This window comes from Serratia liquefaciens (assembly GCF_027594825.1).
GTDB lineage: Bacteria > Pseudomonadota > Gammaproteobacteria > Enterobacterales > Enterobacteriaceae > Serratia > Serratia liquefaciens_A.
The window spans coordinates 3,984,227-4,002,954 of the sequence record NZ_CP088930.1; the positions used below are offsets into that span (position 1 = coordinate 3,984,227).

Here is an 18,728-nt window from a genome sequence, read left to right on the forward strand (position 1 = left end):
AGGAGAGCCCGATGAGCCTGCAAATCCGGTTAGCGCAGCCGCAGGATATCGCCCAGTTGATGGCGGTTGAGCACTCGGCAGCCCAGCTGTTCCGCCAACAGCCGGCCTGGCGTTTTATCGCCGAAGGCCCGGTGATGAGTTCCGATCGGCATGCCGATTTTATTCAGCGACAGCACGAGTGGCTGGCTGAAAGTGCGGCGGGGGAGGTTGCTGGCTTTATCGCCGTCGTGCCGCAATCGCAGGATTGGCACATCGCCGAGCTGTCGGTGGGCGCCAACTGGCAGCGTCAGGGCATTGGGCGCCGCTTGCTCATCGAGGTTGCGGCGCAGGCCGCATTATTGGGCGCACAGCGCCTGACGTTAACCACTTTTATTGATGTGCCCTGGAATGCGCCTTATTACCGGCGCCTGGGGTTCATGCCGATAGCCGCCGGGCGGCTCAGTCCGTCGTTGAGGGCGGGGTTGGCGGAAGAGGTGGCGCAGGGTTTTGCCGCAGGCAGCCGCTGTGCCATGGAATTTACACTATCGTAAATATTGAAATACAGGCTGATGGCGGTATGATGCAGCATCTACGCCATCGCACGATCTGCACGCCGGATTCTGGCGTGCTCACGCATTCAAGTCACCGTATAAGGGACAACCCGTAATGACACAAACCATTTTCATGGTGGGCGCTCGCGGCGCCGGTAAAACCACGGTGGGCAGTGCACTGGCGTTGGCGCTGGGCTATCAATTCACCGATACCGATCTGTTTATGCAACAGACCACGCAGATGAGCGTGGCGGAAATGGTCGCAAACGAAGGCTGGTTGGGTTTTCGCCGCCGTGAAAGCAATGCTCTGCAAACCGTTACTCAACCGTCAACTGTAGTTGCCACCGGCGGCGGCGCGATCCTGGCGGAAGAGAACCGTCAATTTATGCGTCAGCACGGCACCGTTATTTACCTGCGCGCTCCGGCCGAGGTGTTGGCTCAGCGGCTGGAAGAATATCCGCAAGACGCGCAGCGCCCCACGCTGACAGGGCGTCCAATCGCCGAAGAGATGCTGGAAGTGCTGGCCGCACGCGAGGCCTTGTATCAGGAGACCGCGCACTACGTGATGGACGGTACCGGAAATCCACAGCAGGTGGTCGAAAAGATCCTGGCCGTGCTGCAGCGGGAAACGGTAAAGTAATCCGCCGCTTATGTTATCGGGCACCGAGTCTTGTGCCCGAACTCCTCCCATTCTCCCTGTTGGTCTTTTTTTGTTCATGGTAGATTGCGCTTGTTTTTATAGATGATGAATGACATATATAAAATAATGATGATCATCATCTATATTGATAAACGCAACGTAATCGCGAGGTTTTCCCATGAAATACACCACCTTTGGCCGCAATACCGGCCTGCGCGTTTCTGAAGTGGCATTAGGGACCGGCAACTTTGGCACCGGTTGGGGCTACGGTTCGGAAAAAGAACAGGCCAAACAGGTTTTCGATCGCTATGTCGACGCCGGCGGCAACTTTATCGACACGGCTGATACCTACCAATTCGGTCAGTCAGAACAGATGGTGGGGGATTTCATCGCCGCCGAACGCGACCGTTTCGTGGTCGCCACTAAATACACCCTGGGTGCCGCGCCGGACGCGGGTATTGCCTATACCGGCAACAGTCGCAAAAACATGATTGCCTCGGTAGAGAGTAGCCTGAAACGCCTGAAAACCGATCGTATCGATCTGCTGTGGGCGCATTTTTCTGACAACCTGACGCCGCTTGAAGAGATCGTCCGTACCTTTGACGATCTGATCCGCGCCGGCAAGATCCAATATGCCGGGCTGTCCAATTTTCCGGCGTGGCGTATTGCCCGTGCGGATACGATGGCCGAACTGCGCGGCTGGGCGCGCATTGCGGGCATTCAGGTGGAATACAGCCTGGTAGAGCGAACCGCAGAACGTGAATTGCTGCCGATGGTCGAAGCGCTGGGAATGGCCGCCACCCTGTGGTCGCCGCTGGGCGGTGGCCTGCTGACCGGCAAGTATCGCCACAGCGACGCCGGGCGGTTGAGTGAGCTGGGACGTTTGGTGCATCGCGAGAAAGATACCGCGTTGCTGGATGAAGTGCTGGCGATTGCGCAAGAGCATCATGCCCAGCCGACTCACGTCGCTATCGCCTGGTTGCGCAACAGGGCCGCGCATTCCAGCACCAGTCTGATCCCCATTCTGGGTTCGCGCACCTTGGATCAGTTAGAGGATACGCTGGCGGCGCTTGATTTGACGTTGGATGAGCAGCAGATGGCGCGTCTTGATCGGGTCAGCGCCATCGAACCGGGCACGCCCCATCGGCAGATTGCCGACACGCTGGCGCGTGCGCAGGGCGGTGACAGTTCCCGCTTTGCCGCGCCGCGCACCCCGCGCGCCTGACTCTTTGGATGAAAGGCATCATCTATTGAGCGCTGTCGGTGGATAGCCTAAGATGATGCCTGATTGATAAGGAGAAAACGCCATGGCACGGGTTTCAAAGCAGCAGATGGAGCGCAATCGCGAGGCGATTGAGCAGGTGTCTTCACAGCTTTTTCGCGAACGCGGCCTCAATGGCGTCAGCGTTAACGATCTGATGGCGGCCGTGGGGCTGACGCACGGGGGGTTTTATGGCCATTTTAGCTCCAAGGACCAACTGGCGGCGGTGGCCAGCCGCAGGGCGGTAGAGGAATCCGCTCAGCGCTGGGAAGCCGCCAGCCGTCAGCCCGATCAGCACAATTTACAGACCTTGGTTGATGCCTATCTGAATGTCAGGCACCGCGACTGCCCGGGCGAAGGCTGCATGGTTGCCGCTCTGGCTGCTGATGTGGCGCGCGAAGAGGCGGATAAACCGGTGCATCAGGCTTACCTGAGCGGTGTGAAAGCCATGTTGGCGCGGCTGGAGTCGCTTTCGCCAGATGAACAGCAACCTCAACGACACCAGCAGGCGCTGGTGCAGATGGCGATGCTGGTGGGAGCGCTGACGCTGGCGCGGGCAACGCAGGGCGATGCGTTGTCAGAACAGTTTCTTAACGCGACGCGTCAGGCGCTGTTGCCGGCTGACGCTGACTAAAATATAGCCCAGGCGTGGTGCCAAAACGTTGACGGAAGGCGGCAATATAGGCGCTGACATTGTCATAACCGTATTCGCCGGCGATTCGACCGACCGATTCACCGCGCGACAGCGGCTCCAGCGAGCGGATCACCCGTGCTTGCTGGCGCCAACGGGCAAAGGTCACACCGGTTTCGCTGATAAAACGGCGGCTGAGGGTGCGCACGCTCAGCCCGGCCCAGGCGGCCCAGTCACTCTGGGTACGCTCGCTGGCGGGTTCATTCAGCAGGGCACGGGCGATTTTCAACAGCCTGGCGTCCTGCGGTAGCGGTAACTGCAGCGGTATGCTCTGTTCCACAGAAATCTCATCCAACAAGACCCTCAATAGGCGTTGTTGCGCCGGAGCCAGCTTATGTCCGGCAAAAGAAGCTATGCGCTCCATTAGCGCCTGAATCAATGCGGAGGCAGGGCTCAGATGCGGCTGCGTCGGCAGCGTCGCACAGCAGGACTCCGGCAGATACAGGCTCCAGCCGGCGACGTTACCGCATGCCAGCGCCTGGTGCGCACAGTTGGGTGGCAGCCAACCGATGCTGCCGGCGGTCATCGCCCACTGCCGCTCCCGGGTTTCCAGCGCCATCATGCCATGGGTCAACAGGTAGATTTGTCCGCTGGCATGCTGGTGCCAGGGCGTCAGGTGTTTTTTCTCATGCCAAAGTCGCTGGCTTTGCAGGATCATAATGATTGGCCGATTTACGGTATAAAAAGTCTTGGTGTGGTTATTATGCCATGACTTGTTCGTTTTATGATCTCCGCGTCATTCAATTTTGGAGATCGACCATGACCCCGAAAACCCCCACAACCCTGGTGCTCGATGCCTTGCAAAAGGTCGTCGCCGCCCCGCAACACCAGCCGGCGCTGATCGCCGAGCTTTTCAGTGCGGATTACCGCCAACAGGTGGACGGCAAGGCGCTGGACTATATGCAGTTTGTGCAACACATGGCGCTGCTCAAGCAATTGACTCGCAGCATGACGCTGGAGATGGTCGCCATTGCCGGGCAGGATGACTGGGTGTTGACACACCATAGGGTGCGGGTGGAAAAGCGCGATGGCAGCCTTAGTCGGGTTAAGGTACTGGCGCATTTCACCGTGCGTGAGGGCAAAATCTGCGCCTGCGATGAACTGACGCAGTTGCTGGAAGGCGATCGTGCCGATCGCGATCTGGGGTCCCGCATGTCGGCATAAATCGCGCTGCTATACTTAGCTGTGTGAAATAACACGGGAGATCAGCATGCGCGAAAATAACCGACCTGGCTATCCGAGAACCGCCCGAGTGGTCGCCGTTGACCGAGGCGATCCCAGCTTGCATATGCACCGTTTTGAGGTGCGCACCGATGATATAGAGCCCAATACGCTGCTCAGTGAGCACGAAACCGAGCAGGAGGCGCTGGATGCCAAGCATCGCTATGAGGATCCTGCGCTGGAAGACTAATCACTTCTCCCTCAGAAACCGGCGTAAAGCCGGTTTCTTGTTTTGCCCGCCATGGCCGCTATTTTCCAGTCTTTTATTGATAATGATAATCATTTGTGTGATTTTTATCGCCCCTATTGGGTGTTTCACTTCTGGGAAAAGAGATGTCCAATTCCGAGTTGCAGGCGTTGTTTCAACGCCACATGCGGCCATTGCAAGCTTATTTGAACGCCAAACTGCGCGATCCACAGCTGGCCGCGGACTTGGCTCAGGAAAGTTTTACCCGGCTGACTGAGCTGTATCCGCAGGGCAATATTATCGACATTGAGGCGTACCTGTATAAAACGGCCAAGAATCTGATGCTGGATCATATCCGGCAGCAGCAGCGTCGGCAGACCGATCTGGTCGAAGATGACGTACTGGCACAGCTTCCCGCCGGCGGACCGGCTCTGGAACAGCTGGCGATAGATAGCCAGATGCTGCTGTTGTTGCAACAGGCACTGGCATCGATGCCGGTGCGCACGCAGCAAATCTTCCGGCTTAATCGGCTTGAGGGGTTGACCCAGGCGCAGGTGGCGGCGGAGCTGGGCGTGTCGCTCAGCACGGTGGAAAAACATCTGGCCGGTGCGCTGGAAATCCTGATGGCACGGATGGATGCACAATAATGACAATTTTTTTACGGGTTTATCCGCGTTCAGACGTCTTACTCTATAACCAGACAAAACAGGGGTCTACGCCATCATGAAACAGCTTACTGCGCAGGTGCGACAACAGGCGGCCAGTTGGGCCGTGCGCCTGGCCGAAGGCCCGCTGTCTGCTGAAGACCAGCGCGAGTTGAGCACATGGTTGGCCAGTGAACCGCAGCATGAAGCGGCGTTGCGACAGGCCCGGCAGCTGTGGGCGGCGCTGGGCCAATTGCCCGAATCACAGCGGCAACGGCTGCAACCGAAAGTCGCCGAGCTGAAGCGCCCGGTGCGAAGCATATGGCGCACCTGGGCGGTGGCTGCCCTGGTGGTGATCGCGGTTTCCGTTGGCGTTTATGGCGGGCCCGGCTGGTGGATTGATATGCAGGCGGACTATCAGACCCTGCGCGGTGAAGTGCGTCAGATCGCGCTACCGGACGGCAGCCAGGTAGATCTCGACAGCGGCAGTGCCATTGCGCTGGCTTACAGCGGGAGTGAACGCAAGGTCAGGCTGTTGAGCGGAGCGGCCTATTTTACCGTGGCACCAGTGACCGGCAGCGAAACGCGCCCGTTCCGGGTAGAGGCAAATAATGGCGTCACTCAGGCGTTGGGTACCGAATTCAGCGTGGCGCATGTGGCGCAAGGGGTTGATATCAGCGTCCATCAGCACAGCGTGCGCGTATCGCTGGAGGGGGGCGAACGCTCGTTGGTGGTGGCTGAGCGACAGGCCGCACATTATCAAGGGCAAGCGCTGCAGTTGACCAGGCAAAAAACCTCCGACGATGCCTGGCGGCGAGGTTGGTTAGTGATCGACCGTCAGCCGCTGGCGCAGGCGCTTGAGCAGCTTAACCGTTATCGTCGCACCAATGTGGTGGTGCTTAACCCGACGCTTAAGCAGCGGAAAGTCAGCGGCGTATTTGCGTTGAACAATCTCGACGGGGCAATGCAGGCGATCCGTCAGGAGTTGTCCGCCGATCAGCTAACCCTTCCCGGCATAACGCTTCTCTACTGACGTCCTTTGGGGGCGTTTCACCCCCGGGGCGCCCTGGCTTTTTCCAAACTCTTAACCGATTGATATTACGGGCCTGGTGCCCGTTTTAACCTTTATTTTTCATTCTTTGTAAAAAATCTTTACGGGTTTTTAGTCCCCGGAACGTCCTTATGTTTAAACGAGATTGATTTCCATTATCACTAAGTTTGACATTTTCAGGGCGGAACGCACACACCATGTTTAACCTCAGGGCAGCAACACCGGCCAGCCAACTGACCACGGCGGTACGCGCCGCGTTGGCGGCGATGGTTCTATCACAGCCGTTAACTGCCGTCGCAGCGCCGGTCCCGGCGACCAACACGCAGGCGACGCAGCAAAAAAATTTCAGTATCGCGGCCCAGCCGTTGCAAAGCGCCATGCTGCGTTTTGCCGAACAGGCCGGGATGCAGGTGTTTTTTGACGATATAAAGCTCGACGGCATGCAAGCTGAAGCGCTGAACGGCAACATGAGCGTTGAGCAGGGCATGCGGCGCCTGATTGGCGGTAATCCGGTGGCTTTTCGCCTGCAACCGCAGGGGCAGATTGTGTTGAGCCGCTTACCGGCAACGGTGGGCGCCCAGGGGGCGCTGGAGCTGGACAGCCTGACGGTCGTGGGCACCGGCGGCTTTACTCCCAATGACTGGGTTTATGACGAACCGCGTTCGGTCAGCGTGATCAGCCGCGAGCAGATGGATAATCGCCCGGCGCGCCACGCGGCCGATATTCTGGAGCAAACCAGCGGTACCTATTCCAGCGTCAGCCAGCAGGATCCTGCACTGTCGGTCAATATCCGCGGTATTCAGGATTATGGTCGGGTGAACATGAACATTGACGGCATGCGCCAAAACTTCCAGAAAAGCGGCCACGGCCAGCGCAACGGCACCATGTACATCGATTCTGAACTGCTGTCTGGCGTCACCATAGATAAGGGCACGACCGGGGGGATGGGCAGCGCGGGCACCTTGGGCGGGATCGCGACCTTCAACACCGTCAGCGCCAGCGACTTCCTGGCCCCGGGCAAAGAGCTGGGCGGCAAGTTGCACGCCAGCACCGGCGATAACGGCACCCACTTTATTGGCAGCAGCGTGCTGGCGCTGGGCAATGAAACCGGCGATATCCTTTTGGCCGCCAGCGAACGTCACCTGGGCGATTACTGGCCGGGCAACAAGGGCAGCATCGGCAACATTCGCATCAATAACGATACCGGGAATTACGATCGTTACGCCCATGACATCAAAAACAACAAGATCCCCGATACTCACTACCGCATGCATTCCCGGCTTGCCAAGCTGGGCTGGAATCTTCCGGCCAATCAGCGTGTACAACTGAGCTATCTGCAAACTCAAACCTCGTCGCCGATCGCCGGCACGCTAACCAATCTGAGTAACACGCCGCCCTATGATTTGGGCTGGAAAAGTACCGGCTACAGCGAAGTGATGGCGCGCAATGCGGCGCTGGACTACAGCCTGGCGCCGGAGGACGTCGGCTGGCTGGATCTTCAGGCAAAGCTGTATTACGTCGATACCCAGGATGACAGCGACACGTACGGCACCGGCACCTTGTTGAACAACGGCTATGACAGCCGCATCCGGCTACGCACTTATGGCGTGCAGGTGCAGAATACTTCGCGCTTCAGCCTGGCGCCGGGCCATGACTTTAGCGCCAACTATGGTCTGGAAGGGTATTACGACAAGGCCACCAGCGACTCTTCTCGCGAAGGGATGGATGGGGTAACGCCGGCCGGCAACCGCTCGGTCAGCAGCCTGTTCGCCAACCTGACCTATGACTATGACGGCTGGCTAACGCTGGAAGGCGGGTTGCGTTATGACCACTATCGGCTGCGTGGCCAAACGGGCCTCAGCTATGCTGATTTCCCGTACACTATCGACAACCCTTGCAAGCAATTGCGGTTGCGTAATTGCCTGGCCACCACTACCCATCAGGAGTGGAACGTCGATCGCGATGAGGGCAAGCTTTCACCGACGCTGGCAGTGGCCGTGCGCCCTGGGGTCGAGTGGCTGGAACTGTACAGCACCTACGGCAAATCCTGGCGCCCGCCGGCCATCACCGAAACGCTGACCAACGGCAGCGCTCACAGTTCTTCCACTCAATACCCCAACCCTTTTCTGCAGGCCGAACGTTCACGCGCCTGGGAAGTCGGTTTCAACGTACAGCAGCCGGATCTGTTCTTCAACGGCGATCGCCTGGTGGCCAAGGTGGCCTACTTTGACACCAAGGTCGACAACTACATCAATCTGGCGATTAACCGTGACAAGCCGGGGCTGGTGCAGCCGAGCATCGGTAACGCGGCCTACGTCAATAACCTGTCGAAGACCCGTTTCCGTGGGTTGGAATACCAGCTTAATTATGACGCCGGCGTATTTTACGCCGACCTGACCTACACCCACATGATCGGCAAAAACGACTTCTGCTCGAAAAATGCCTGGCTCGGCAACCGCCTGCGCTATGGCGCAGGGGTAGGCCCGGGCAACTACTACATGGAGCCTGATCCAATGAGCAATGACTATGTCTCCTGCGACGGGGGTTCACAGTTTGGCACCGCGGCCTACCTGCCGGGGGATCGCGGCTCGGTCACGTTGGGCGGTCGCGCTTTCGATCGCAAATTGGACGCTGGGGTCACCGTGCGCTTTGCGCCGGGTTATCAAGACAGCTCGGTGCCGACCAACTACCCGTATCTGGCCGACTGGCCGAAATACACCCTGTTTGACCTGTACGCCAGCTACAAGCTGACCGACAGCCTGACCCTGCGCGGTTCGGTGGAAAACCTGACCAACCGCGCCTATGTCGTCAGTTATGGCGAAACCCTGGCCAATACCCTGGGGCGTGGCCGTACGGTGCAGGGGGGCGTGGAATACCGTTTTTAAGCAGTAGCAGTAAAAGGGCGTTGCTCATCGTTGAGCACAAGGGCCGCTCCGCAAGGGGCGCCGTTAATCAATGGAGATAGAGAAATGGCATTTTCAGTAAATTATGACAGCAGTTTCGGCAGTTACAGCATTCATGACTATCTGAACGAGTGGTCTACGGCGTTCGGCGACGTCAACCACACCAACGGCAATGTCACCGACTCCAACAGCGGCGGTTTCTATGGTGGCAGCCTGTCCGGCAGCCAATATGCCATTACCAGCACCGCCAATGGCCTCACCTCTTTCGTCGCGGAAGGCAACCTGACCTACACGCTGTTTAACGAGCCGGCGCACACGCTGTATGGCCAACTGGATGGCTTGTCATTCGGTGACGGTCTGAGCGGCGGCGGGGCTTCGCCGTACAACATTCAGGTGCCTGACGTGAGCTTCGGTGGTCTGAACCTCAGCAGCCTGCAGGCGCAAGGACACGAGGGCGTGGTGCACCAGGTAGTTTACGGCCTGATGTCCGGCGACACCGGCGCGTTGGAAACCGCGTTGAACGGCATCCTCGACGACTACGGTTTGAACGTCAATTCCACCTTCGATCAGGTGGCGGCGGCAACGGCGGTGGGCGTGCAGCACGCCGACAGTCCGGAATTGCTGGCGGCCTGATTCAGGTCGTTTGCCCGCCGGTGCAGGGAGCCCCGGCGGGCGCTTTATCGGTTCTAACCTATGGGAAACATCATGAAAAACGCCGTCAGGCGCGGAGAAGTGTTAAGCGTGCTGGCCGCGTATCGGCGCGGATTCTGGGGCATCGCGCTGTTTACCGCAGTGATCAACCTGCTGATGCTGGCCCCGGCACTGTATATGCTGCAAGTCTACGATCGCGTGCTGCCTTCGGGTAATCGCATGACGTTGGCGATGCTGACGTTGATGGTGGTCGGCCTTTATCTGTTTATGGGCCTGCTGGAGTGGGTACGCAGCCAGGTGGTGATCCGCCTCGGCGCCCAGATGGACATGCGTTTAAACCAGCGGGTGTATAACGCCGCCTTTGAAACCAATCTAAAAACGGGCAACCCGTTGGCCGGACAGGCATTGAACGATCTCACCCATCTGCGGCAATTCGCTACCGGCAATGCTTTATTCGCTTTCTTTGATGCCCCCTGGTTCCCGGTTTATCTGCTGGTGGTTTTCTTGCTGCATCCCTGGCTTGGCGCGTTGGCAAGCGTTGGGGTGATCATTTTGGTGCTGTTGGCCTGGCTCAACCAACGGGTATCGCAGGTACCTCTGGCGCAGGCCAGCCGGGTCGCCCTGAGCGCCACTCAACAGGCCAACGGCAATTTGCGCAATGCCGAAGCCATTGCCGCCATGGGCATGCTGACCGCCCTGCGCCAGCGCTGGCTACGTCAACATCAGCAGTTTCTGCTATTGCAAAATCGCGCCAGCGAGAAAATCGCCACGGTCTCCGCCTGGTCGAAAACCGTGCGGCTGGCGTTGCAATCGCTGATGCTGGGGTGTGGTGCGCTGCTGGCGGTCAATGGAGATATTACACCCGGGATGATGATAGCCGGGTCGATCCTGATTGGCCGGGTATTGGGGCCGATTGACCAATTGATTGGCGCCTGGAAGCAGTGGTCTTCCGCTCGAGAGTCGTTGCAAAGGCTGGAAGTGATGTTGGCGGCCAACCCGACGCGGGCGGAAAGCTTGCCGCTGCCTGCTCCCACAGGAAAACTGAGCGTCAATCAACTGGTGGCTTGTGCCCCGGGGGGCAGTACGCCGGTGCTGCATAACCTCAGCTTTCGTCTGGAAGCCGGTGAAGTGTTGGGGGTGATCGGCGCTTCAGGCTCCGGCAAGACCTTGCTGATGCGGCAATTGGTGGCTGCGCAGGCGCCGTTGAGCGGTGATGTGCGGTTAGACGGGGCGGACATCCATCAGTGGGACCGGCAGTCGCTGGGGCCCTATATCGGCTATCTGCCCCAGGACATCCAACTCTTTGCCGGTACGCTCACGGAGAATATCGCCCGCTTTGGTCAGGTTGACGCCGAAAAGGTGGTCGCCGCCGCCGCGTTAGCCGGGGTACACCAACTGATTTTGCACCTGCCCAAAGGCTATGAAACCGAACTGGGCGAAGGGGGCAGTGGCCTTTCCGGCGGCCAACGTCAACGGGTGGCGCTGGCGCGGGCGTTGTATGGCTCGCCGGCCTTGCTGGTGTTGGATGAGCCGAACGCCAATCTTGACCGTGAAGGGGAAGAGGCGTTGCAGGCGGCGATCGTTGCGCTGAAACAGCAGGGGGCAACGGTGGTGTTGGTAACGCATAAACCGGCGATCCTGGCGGCGACTGACAAGCTGCTGGTTTTGAGTGCCGGGCAGGTGCAGCACTTTGGCCCCAGCGCTGCCATTTTGAATAAATTGCCCGGCTTTGCGCCCGTCGCCTCTGTTGCACCGGCGAATGCCGGGCACCGCGGTGGGTTTAACGTCGGTTATGCCAACTTTGCCAAAACGGCCAGCGGTGAGCGTAAATGATGAGTCATCAGACAGCCATTTCCCAGGATCTTGAAGCAATAGCTCTGCAGTTTGACGAACGGCGGCATCTGCGCCTCGGAGGTTGGTTGGTGTTGCTGGGGTTTGGCGGCTTTTTACTGTGGGGGCTGTTAGCACCGCTGGACAAAGGGGTGCCGGTTTCCGGCAGCGTGGTGGTTGCCGGCAATCGTAAAGCGGTACAGCATCCCAGCGGTGGCGTGGTGTCGCAAATCAACGTCCACGAAGGCGATCGGGTTAGCGCCGGGCAGGTGTTATTGCTGATGGATACCGTCGACAGCCGGACCCAGCGCGATGCGTTGCGCAGCCAGCATCTGGCCAACATCGCGCAGCAGGCGCGGCTACAGGCTGAACGTAGTGATTTGAGTGAGGTGCAGTTCCCCGCCGCTTTGCTGGAGCAGGGGGCGCAACCGGAGATCCAGTCGCTGATGCTGCTGCAGCAACAATTATTCACCAGCCGCCGCGCGGCATTGCGCAGTGAGCTTGCGGCTATAGAAGAGAGCATCGCCGGCTCGCAGGCCATGCTGATTGGCCTACGGCAATCTTACGCCAGTAAGCAGCGGCAGAAAGGCATGTTGCAGGAACAGCTGAACGGTATGCGCAAGCTGGCGGCGCAGGGGTATGTGGCGCGTAACCGGTTGTTGGATCTCGAAGGGCAGCAAGCGCAAATTGACGGTCAGGCATCCGAGGACAGCGGCAATATCGGTCGGTTAAGTCGGCAAATTCTTGAGCTGAAGCTGCGGAGCATCCAACGGCGAGAAGAATATCAGAAAGAGGTGAACAGCCAGTTGGCCGATGTGCGGATGAAGCTGGACGAGTTGGACAATCGGCTGGCCAAGGCAGAGGCAGATCTCGGTCATACGCAGGTGCGGGCACCGGTGGCGGGGACGGTGGTGGGGCTGAGCGTCTTCACTGAGGGAGGGGTGATCGGCGCGGGTCAACAGCTGATGGAGATTGTGCCCAGCGATCGGGGCCTGCTGGTGGAGGCGCATATTCCGGTAGAGCTGATCGACAAGGTACAGGTTGGGCTGCCGGTCGAACTGCTGTTTTCGGCCTTTAACCAAAGCACCACGCCACGGGTGGAAGGAGAGGTGACCTTGGTCGGCGCTGACCGCTTGAACGATGAGAAAACCGGGGCTCCCTACTACAACGTGCGGGCCAAGGTCGGCGAGGAAGGCCTGCAGCAGCTTAATGGGCTGGAGATCCGCCCGGGCATGCCGGTAGAAGGGTTTATCCGCACCGGTGAACGTTCGATGATGAACTACCTGTTCAAGCCGCTGACCGATCGGCTGCATCTGGCATTGACGGAAGAGTGAGTCTCGTGGTCTCGCAACCGACGTTGCCGTTTGGCGCGCCCCACCAAGCCTTGCCGTGGCGACGCAGCCTGTTGGTGGTGCTCGCACTGCACCTGCTTGGCGCGGTGTTGTTCTGGCAATGGCAAAATCGACAGGCCCCGACGGCGATGCCGACGCCGGCGGTGATGATGGTGTTTGCCGAAGCGCCACAGGCGGCTCCGGCCGACAGTACGCCGCCGGGGCAGGCCATGTCACAACCTGAGCCTGAGCCATCGGCGCTGCCAGAACCCTTGTCGCTCCCCCAGTTGCCCGAGAGCTCACAGCCGCGTATTGCGCTGCCGCCGGTAAAAAAGAAGGTGCCTAAACCGATTGAAAAAACGCGCAGGATCGCGCAACCGAAGCCGCCTCAGGAGGCGGTGAAAAGCCATCCGCCGGCTCTCGAACAAAACGCCGGTGCGCCGCCCCCGGGGAATACCAATCGGACTGCCGCGCCGCAAACTCAGTTGACGCCTTATTCGCAGGCAGGTGAAGACAGTTGGCGTAGCCGTATTAATAGCCGTCTCAACCGTTTTAAACGTTATCCCAAAGACGCGCTTCGCCTGAAGCGTCAGGGTATCGGGCGGGTTAATTTTACGCTGGATCGGCAGGGCAACGTGCTGGCGGTTTCACTGGTCAGCAGTGCCGGCCTGCCTTCACTGGATCGTGAAATTATTGCCCTGGTAAAACGCGCTTCACCTTTACCTACGCCGCCGGCCGACACTTTCCATAACGGCGTGGTGGAATTAACCATGCCGATAGATTTCAGTCTGCATAACGCTCGCTTCTGATGCTGGGGCGGCAAAGCCTATTTGCCTGCTCTGGTGAATGACGTTTTCAGCAGCTTGTGCTGATATTTCCCATAGCTTAAGTACATGTGCAAATTAATTCCCGCTATGACTTTGGCGATCTGTCCGCTATTTTATTTTCAAAAGCATCATTCTCTTTAATTTTCCACGGCGTAAAAAATAAACTGCTTGACGATAAGTTGTGCGGGTTTTAGTTTCTTATTATCAAACAGGAACTAAGTTCCATATAGTGGAACAAGGCGTGCCATGACAACCTTGGAAAATGCCGCAGCGGTATTAAAGTTATTTTCACAACAGCGGATGATGCATGGGCAACCCGGTATTTCATTCAGCGATGTGGTGAACCAACTGGCGCTGCCGAAAAGTACCGTATCGCGCCTGCTGCAGACCATGGAATCGCAGGGCATGTTGGAGCGCGATCCCGACAGCAAGCTGTACAAAATCGGTCGCTTGCTGCTATCGGTTTCCAGCCATTATCTGTCGACGCCGCTGGTGGACAGCGTGGCGGCCAGCATGGTGCAGCTCAGTCAACAGACTTGCTGCACGGGCTATGTTTCGGTGCTCGAGGGGCAGGAAATCATGGTGATGCGCATGTTCCCGGGCCGTCATTTCCTCCAGGTAGTGACGCCGGCGGGCAGCCGTTCACCGGCGGCGGAAACGTCGGTAGGCAGGGCAATTTTGGCGCGTGACAGTGATGAACAGGCTATTGCGCGCTATGCCGCGGGTTACCGCGTGGCTTCGCCCAATGCCCCGCAATCGCCGGATGCGTTGTTGAGCAAGCTGGCGCAGATTCGGCGGCAGGGCTGGTCGCTGGCGCGTAACGAAACCCTGCAGGGCATCAGTTCGTTGGCGACGGCGGTGATCAACAAGCACCGCAATGAGACGGTAGGGCTCTGTTTGTCCTTTGCTACCCAAGCGGATGAACAACCGTTTTCTTCCGCCGTATTGGCGGCATTGATGACGGTGTCCCGGCAATTGGCGGAAAAATTCGGTGATGATTATTGGCAACAGATCAAATAACGCACTGAAATAATTCCGCCACCACCCAATAATTAATGAAAGCCAACACCAGGGAATTTATTGATTATTTAACTTGGGATTAAGGGGCAATAAATTATTAATTCAACGCACAGTTCCAAATATCGGAACTGTGACGGCCGCTCTGCGCCGAAAAAATGCCCCTTGTCCAGCGTCAGCGAATATTCAGGGAAATGACTTTATGAAACCCAATACCACCATAAATCCGTTGAAAGATATAGGTACGCTGCTGGTGATGGTGATCCTGTCCATCGTCGGCGCCATCATCGGCGTACAGCTGATCACCACGCTGGGCGTGACGCCCAACACGTCAATCATTGGCGCGCTGTTTGCGATGCTGTTGGCGCGAATTCCGTTGCAGATGTTTCAGCGTTACCGGTCGGTGCATACGCAAAACCTGGCGCAAACGGTGATCTCCTCCGCCACCTTTGGCGCGGCCAACTCATTGCTGATGCCCATTGCCGTGCCTTATGTGATGGGGCAGCCACAGCTGATCCTGCCGATGTTCAGCGGTGTGGCCGTGGCAATGTTGCTTGACGCCTACCTGCTGTATCGCATGTTTGACACCAAAATATTTCCTGCCGCCAACGCCTGGCCGCCGGGCGTTGCGGCGGCGGAAGCCATCAAGGCCGGCGATCGTGGGGGCAAACAGGCCTGGTTACTGGTGGTGGGCGTAGTGGTGGGTATCGCCGGGTCGATGCTTAAAATCCCGATGGCGGCCTTCGGCACCGCCTTCATTGGCAATATTTGGGCTTTGGGAATGTTTGGCGTCGGTCTGCTGCTGCGCGCCTACGCAGAACCTATGGCGGGTTTCGACATCAATGCGCATTTTATTCCTCATGGGGTGATGGTCGGCGCCGGATTGGTGGCGTTGATCCAGGTGGTGCAGGTGATCCGCAGCAAAAACGTCGACGCGGCCGGTTACAGCCAGGCAGATAGCGAAGTGCGTAAGGCGCTGGGGCTGGGAGCCGTTGGCTATGTCGTCATCGCTGCATTGCTGGCGTTGGCCGGCGGACTGTACAGCGAGATGTCACTGACCATGCTGGTATTGTTTGTGATTTATGCCGCGTTCGCCGCCTTTGTGCATGAGCTGATTGTCGGTATCGCCGCGATGCACTCTGGCTGGTTCCCGGCCTTTGCGGTGGCGTTGATCACCCTGATTATCGGTATTTTGATTGGTTTCCCGCCGGTGGCGCTGTGCGTACTGACCGGGTTCACCGCCGCCACCGGCCCGGCGTTTGCCGACATGGGGTTTGATCTGAAAGCCGGCTTTATTCTGCGCGGCTACGGCAAAGATTTGCAGCAGGAGCTGCTGGGGCGTCGCATTCAACTGTTCGCCGCCTTGATCGCCTTTGTTATTGCCATTCCGGTGGTGTACTTCGCTTACAGCAGCTACTTCCTGCAGGACCTGATCCCACCGGTAGCGCGGGTGTACGCCAAAACCATCGAGGCGGGCGCGCAGCCGGGCATTGCCTTCAGCTTGCTGATCTGGGCCATTCCCGGGGCCATTGTGCAGCTGATTGGCGGACCCAAACGCCAGCTCGGTGTGCTGTTAGCTACGGGCCTGCTGATCAACAACGCGTTGGCCGGGTGGGCAGTTCTCCTTGGCATTGCGCTGCGCATCCTGATTATCCGCCGCTGGGGCGACAAGGGCCGCACGCCGATGGAGATCATGGCGGCCGGTTTCATTGCCGGCGACGCGCTGTACAACTTTTTCAATTCGATTTTTTCCAGCAAAGGGAAATAACCCCCCGGTTAAATTGTGAGGTCAGCCGATTATGAGTTTGCAACAAACGCTGCAGGTTTTTGAATTAATAGATAATGCTTATGTAAGCGGTCAGGATGTCGTCGATCTGTTTGCGTCTTATCCCGGCATTCGAGCCAGCACGTTACGTGCCAGCGGACCGAAAGGCGCCACCGATTTCGTGCGAATCGACATCCCCGGCAGCGCCGGTAAAAAACGCGGTGGGGATGCGCCAACCCTGGGCATTGTCGGCCGGTTGGGCGGCATCGGTGCGCGGCCTACGCGCATCGGTTTGGTGTCCGACGGCGACGGGGCGATTGCCGCGATTGCCAGCGCGTTGAAGCTGGCGGAAATGCAGCGCAAGGGCGATGTGTTGGCGGGGGATGTCATCATCACCACCCATATTTGTCCTGATGCCCCAACCCGTCCGCATGATCCGGTGGATTTTATGGATTCGCCGATCGACGACGTGACGATGAACGACAATGAAGTGGTGGCGGAAGCCGACGCGATCTTGTCTATCGATACCACCAAAGGCAACCGCATCATCAACCACAAAGGTTACGCGCTGTCGCCGACGGTGAAAGAAGGCTACATCCTGCGGGTGGCGGAAGATTTGCTGCGGATTATGGAGATGACCAGCGGGCGTCCGGCGGTGACGTTCCCGATCACCACGCAGGACATTACGCCGTACGGCAATGGGGTGCATCACCTGAACAGCATCCTGCAACCTTCTACCGCGACTTCTGCGCCGGTGGTTGGCGTAGCGATCTGTACCGAGTCGGTGGTGCCGGGCTGCGGTACCGGGGCCAGCCATGAGGTGGATATTGCGCTGACCGTGAAGTTCGCGGTGGAAGTGGCGAAAGAGTTCGGGCGCGGTACCTGCCATTTTTACCAGACCGATGAGTACGCGCAGTTGCTGGCGTTGTACGGCAGCCTCAGCCACCTGCAAAAAAGGAAATAACCGGATGAATGCCTCATTTGCCACGCTGACTATCGGCCAGGCGCCGCGCAATGACATCATGCCGCTGCTGTCGGCCTATCTGCCTGCGGATCAGGTGAGGCATGTCGGGCTGTTGGATGGGCTGAGCTTCGGCCAGATTGCCCAAGGCTACGCCCCTATGGCCGGTGAGAAGGTGCTGGTTTCACGCCTGTTGGACGGCACGCAGGTGAAGCTGGCTGCCCCGCGGGTTGAGCAGGGGCTGCAGCAGAAAATCAGTGAGCTGGAAGCGGAAGGTTGTGAGGTGATCCTGCTGTTGTGCACCGGAGAATTTGGCCGACTGCACGCCGAACGTGCTCTGTTGCTGGAGCCGGATCGCATTATTCCACCGCTGATTTCCGCCATTGTCAGCCAGCATCGGGTCGGCATTGTGGTACCGGTGGCGGAGCAAATCAGCCAGCAAGCCGGCAAGTGGCAACGGCTGGCGACGCCGCCCTGTTTCGCCGTGGCCAGTCCCTATCTGGCGGACGACGTGGCGCTGGAACGGGCGGCAAGTGAGTTGCAGCGGCAAGGGGCGCAGGTGGTGGTGCTGGATTGCATCGGCTATCACCGTCAGCATCGCGATTTCCTGCAGGCGCGGCTTGAAATACCGGTGCTGTTGTCCAATGTGCTGGTTGCCAAGTTAGCGGCTGAGCTAATTAACTGAATAAAAAGCAAATAAAATCTTATTTTGCTGAATGTCTGCGGCTTGCCTGCGCCTTTTTGCGAATGGAACCAGGACGGCTGGCTGAGGGGCAATTGCCCGGCAGAATTTTACTCTGCGTCGCGATCGCATTTCGCGTGAAAAACCAGTGACAGATCAACCGCAATCCCCCAATATGGTTTTCCCATAAAGTTGATTACGCGGGTGTCAGTCTATGCTGAAAGTGAACGAGTATTTTGCCGGAAAAGTGAAGTCTATCGGTTTCGATAGTAGCAGCATCGGCCTTACCAGCGTCGGTGTCATGGAAGAGGGAGAGTACACCTTCAGCACCGCCCAGCCGGAAGAAATGACCGTGATTACCGGCGCGTTGAAAGTGTTGCTGCCGGGCTCACCGGACTGGCAGGTGTTTATGCCGGGTGAGAAATTCTTCGTACCGGGCCACAGTGAGTTCAACCTGCAGGTTGCCGATGCAACCGCCTATCTGTGCCGTTATTTAAGCAAATAATTTTCGCCCCAGTGTGATAAATCAGGGCTCT

19 protein-coding genes are annotated in these 18,728 nt (G+C 58.2%); 18 read left to right on the forward strand and 1 reads right to left on the reverse strand.

All coding sequences use genetic code 11. From position 1 onward, the window contains the following. Window positions 1-11: 11 nt before the first annotated feature. From LQ945_RS18240 to LQ945_RS18255, 4 genes are all read left to right on the forward strand, one after another. Window positions 12-530, forward strand: coding sequence for a GNAT family N-acetyltransferase (locus LQ945_RS18240; protein WP_270101417.1), 519 nt, complete (start codon window positions 12-14; stop codon window positions 528-530). A gap of 115 nt (window positions 531-645) precedes the next feature. Then, window positions 646-1,170, forward strand: coding sequence for a shikimate kinase AroL (aroL, locus tag LQ945_RS18245; protein WP_270101418.1), 525 nt, complete (start codon window positions 646-648; stop codon window positions 1,168-1,170). Window positions 1,171-1,348: 178 nt separating this feature from the next. After that, the gene (locus LQ945_RS18250) at window positions 1,349-2,395 is read left to right on the forward strand and encodes an aldo/keto reductase (RefSeq protein ID WP_270101419.1); all 1,047 of its coding nucleotides are present in this window, start codon (window positions 1,349-1,351) and stop codon (window positions 2,393-2,395) included. An 82-nt stretch (window positions 2,396-2,477) separates the two neighbouring features. Continuing rightward, window positions 2,478-3,065 carry a TetR/AcrR family transcriptional regulator gene (locus LQ945_RS18255; RefSeq protein WP_269934729.1) on the forward strand — a complete coding sequence of 196 codons (588 nt, stop codon included), beginning with the start codon at window positions 2,478-2,480 and terminating at the stop codon, window positions 3,063-3,065. On the opposite strand, the gene LQ945_RS18260 is transcribed toward LQ945_RS18255, so the two are convergent. Then, the gene (locus LQ945_RS18260; protein ID WP_420136139.1) at window positions 3,022-3,780 is read right to left on the reverse strand and encodes a helix-turn-helix domain-containing protein; all 759 of its coding nucleotides are present in this window, start codon (window positions 3,778-3,780) and stop codon (window positions 3,022-3,024) included. The genes LQ945_RS18255 and LQ945_RS18260 overlap by 44 nt on opposite strands. A gap of 101 nt (window positions 3,781-3,881) precedes the next feature. Between LQ945_RS18260 and LQ945_RS18265 the strand changes: the two genes are divergently transcribed. From LQ945_RS18265 to ppnP, 14 genes are all read left to right on the forward strand, one after another. Further along, window positions 3,882-4,286: a nuclear transport factor 2 family protein gene (locus LQ945_RS18265; RefSeq protein ID WP_270101420.1), complete on the forward strand. Its 405-nt coding sequence runs from the start codon at window positions 3,882-3,884 to the stop codon at window positions 4,284-4,286. A gap of 46 nt (window positions 4,287-4,332) precedes the next feature. After that, complete coding sequence (locus LQ945_RS18270; protein ID WP_044548598.1) at window positions 4,333-4,533, forward strand: YaiA family protein; 201 nt, start codon at window positions 4,333-4,335, stop codon at window positions 4,531-4,533. 143 nt (window positions 4,534-4,676) lie between these two features. After that, window positions 4,677-5,177: an RNA polymerase sigma factor gene (locus LQ945_RS18275; RefSeq protein WP_044548599.1), complete on the forward strand. Its 501-nt coding sequence runs from the start codon at window positions 4,677-4,679 to the stop codon at window positions 5,175-5,177. Between the two features lie 76 nt (window positions 5,178-5,253). Then, entirely contained in the window at window positions 5,254-6,207 is a 954-nt protein-coding gene (locus tag LQ945_RS18280; RefSeq protein ID WP_262239300.1) for a FecR family protein, read from the forward strand. A 215-nt stretch (window positions 6,208-6,422) separates the two neighbouring features. Continuing rightward, a complete protein-coding gene (locus LQ945_RS18285) occupies window positions 6,423-9,110 on the forward strand; it encodes a TonB-dependent receptor (protein ID WP_270101421.1) in 2,688 nt (895 codons plus the stop codon). Window positions 9,111-9,194: 84 nt separating this feature from the next. After that, window positions 9,195-9,761 carry a heme acquisition protein HasA gene (locus tag LQ945_RS18290; RefSeq protein WP_044548605.1) on the forward strand — a complete coding sequence of 189 codons (567 nt, stop codon included), beginning with the start codon at window positions 9,195-9,197 and terminating at the stop codon, window positions 9,759-9,761. Between the two features lie 72 nt (window positions 9,762-9,833). Then, complete coding sequence (locus LQ945_RS18295; RefSeq protein WP_269934732.1) at window positions 9,834-11,612, forward strand: type I secretion system permease/ATPase; 1,779 nt, start codon at window positions 9,834-9,836, stop codon at window positions 11,610-11,612. Further along, window positions 11,612-12,943 carry an HlyD family type I secretion periplasmic adaptor subunit gene (locus LQ945_RS18300; protein WP_333482963.1) on the forward strand — a complete coding sequence of 444 codons (1,332 nt, stop codon included), beginning with the start codon at window positions 11,612-11,614 and terminating at the stop codon, window positions 12,941-12,943. The genes LQ945_RS18295 and LQ945_RS18300 overlap by 1 nt, the downstream gene beginning before the upstream one ends. 5 nt (window positions 12,944-12,948) lie before the next feature. Further along, window positions 12,949-13,749 carry an energy transducer TonB gene (locus LQ945_RS18305; RefSeq protein WP_270101423.1) on the forward strand — a complete coding sequence of 267 codons (801 nt, stop codon included), beginning with the start codon at window positions 12,949-12,951 and terminating at the stop codon, window positions 13,747-13,749. Window positions 13,750-14,013: 264 nt separating this feature from the next. Next, on the forward strand, window positions 14,014-14,787 hold the full coding sequence (locus tag LQ945_RS18310) for an IclR family transcriptional regulator (protein ID WP_270101424.1): 774 nt from the start codon (window positions 14,014-14,016) through the stop codon (window positions 14,785-14,787). 199 nt (window positions 14,788-14,986) lie between these two features. After that, a complete protein-coding gene (locus LQ945_RS18315; RefSeq protein ID WP_270101425.1) occupies window positions 14,987-16,552 on the forward strand; it encodes an OPT/YSL family transporter in 1,566 nt (521 codons plus the stop codon). Between the two features lie 31 nt (window positions 16,553-16,583). Next, a complete protein-coding gene (locus tag LQ945_RS18320) occupies window positions 16,584-17,513 on the forward strand; it encodes a DUF1177 domain-containing protein (protein ID WP_044548612.1) in 930 nt (309 codons plus the stop codon). Window positions 17,514-17,517: 4 nt separating this feature from the next. Next, window positions 17,518-18,195 carry an AroM family protein gene (locus LQ945_RS18325; protein WP_262239307.1) on the forward strand — a complete coding sequence of 226 codons (678 nt, stop codon included), beginning with the start codon at window positions 17,518-17,520 and terminating at the stop codon, window positions 18,193-18,195. A gap of 211 nt (window positions 18,196-18,406) precedes the next feature. Beyond that, on the forward strand, window positions 18,407-18,697 hold the full coding sequence (gene ppnP / locus LQ945_RS18330) for a pyrimidine/purine nucleoside phosphorylase (protein ID WP_044548616.1): 291 nt from the start codon (window positions 18,407-18,409) through the stop codon (window positions 18,695-18,697). The last annotated feature ends 31 nt before the right edge of the window (window positions 18,698-18,728 follow it).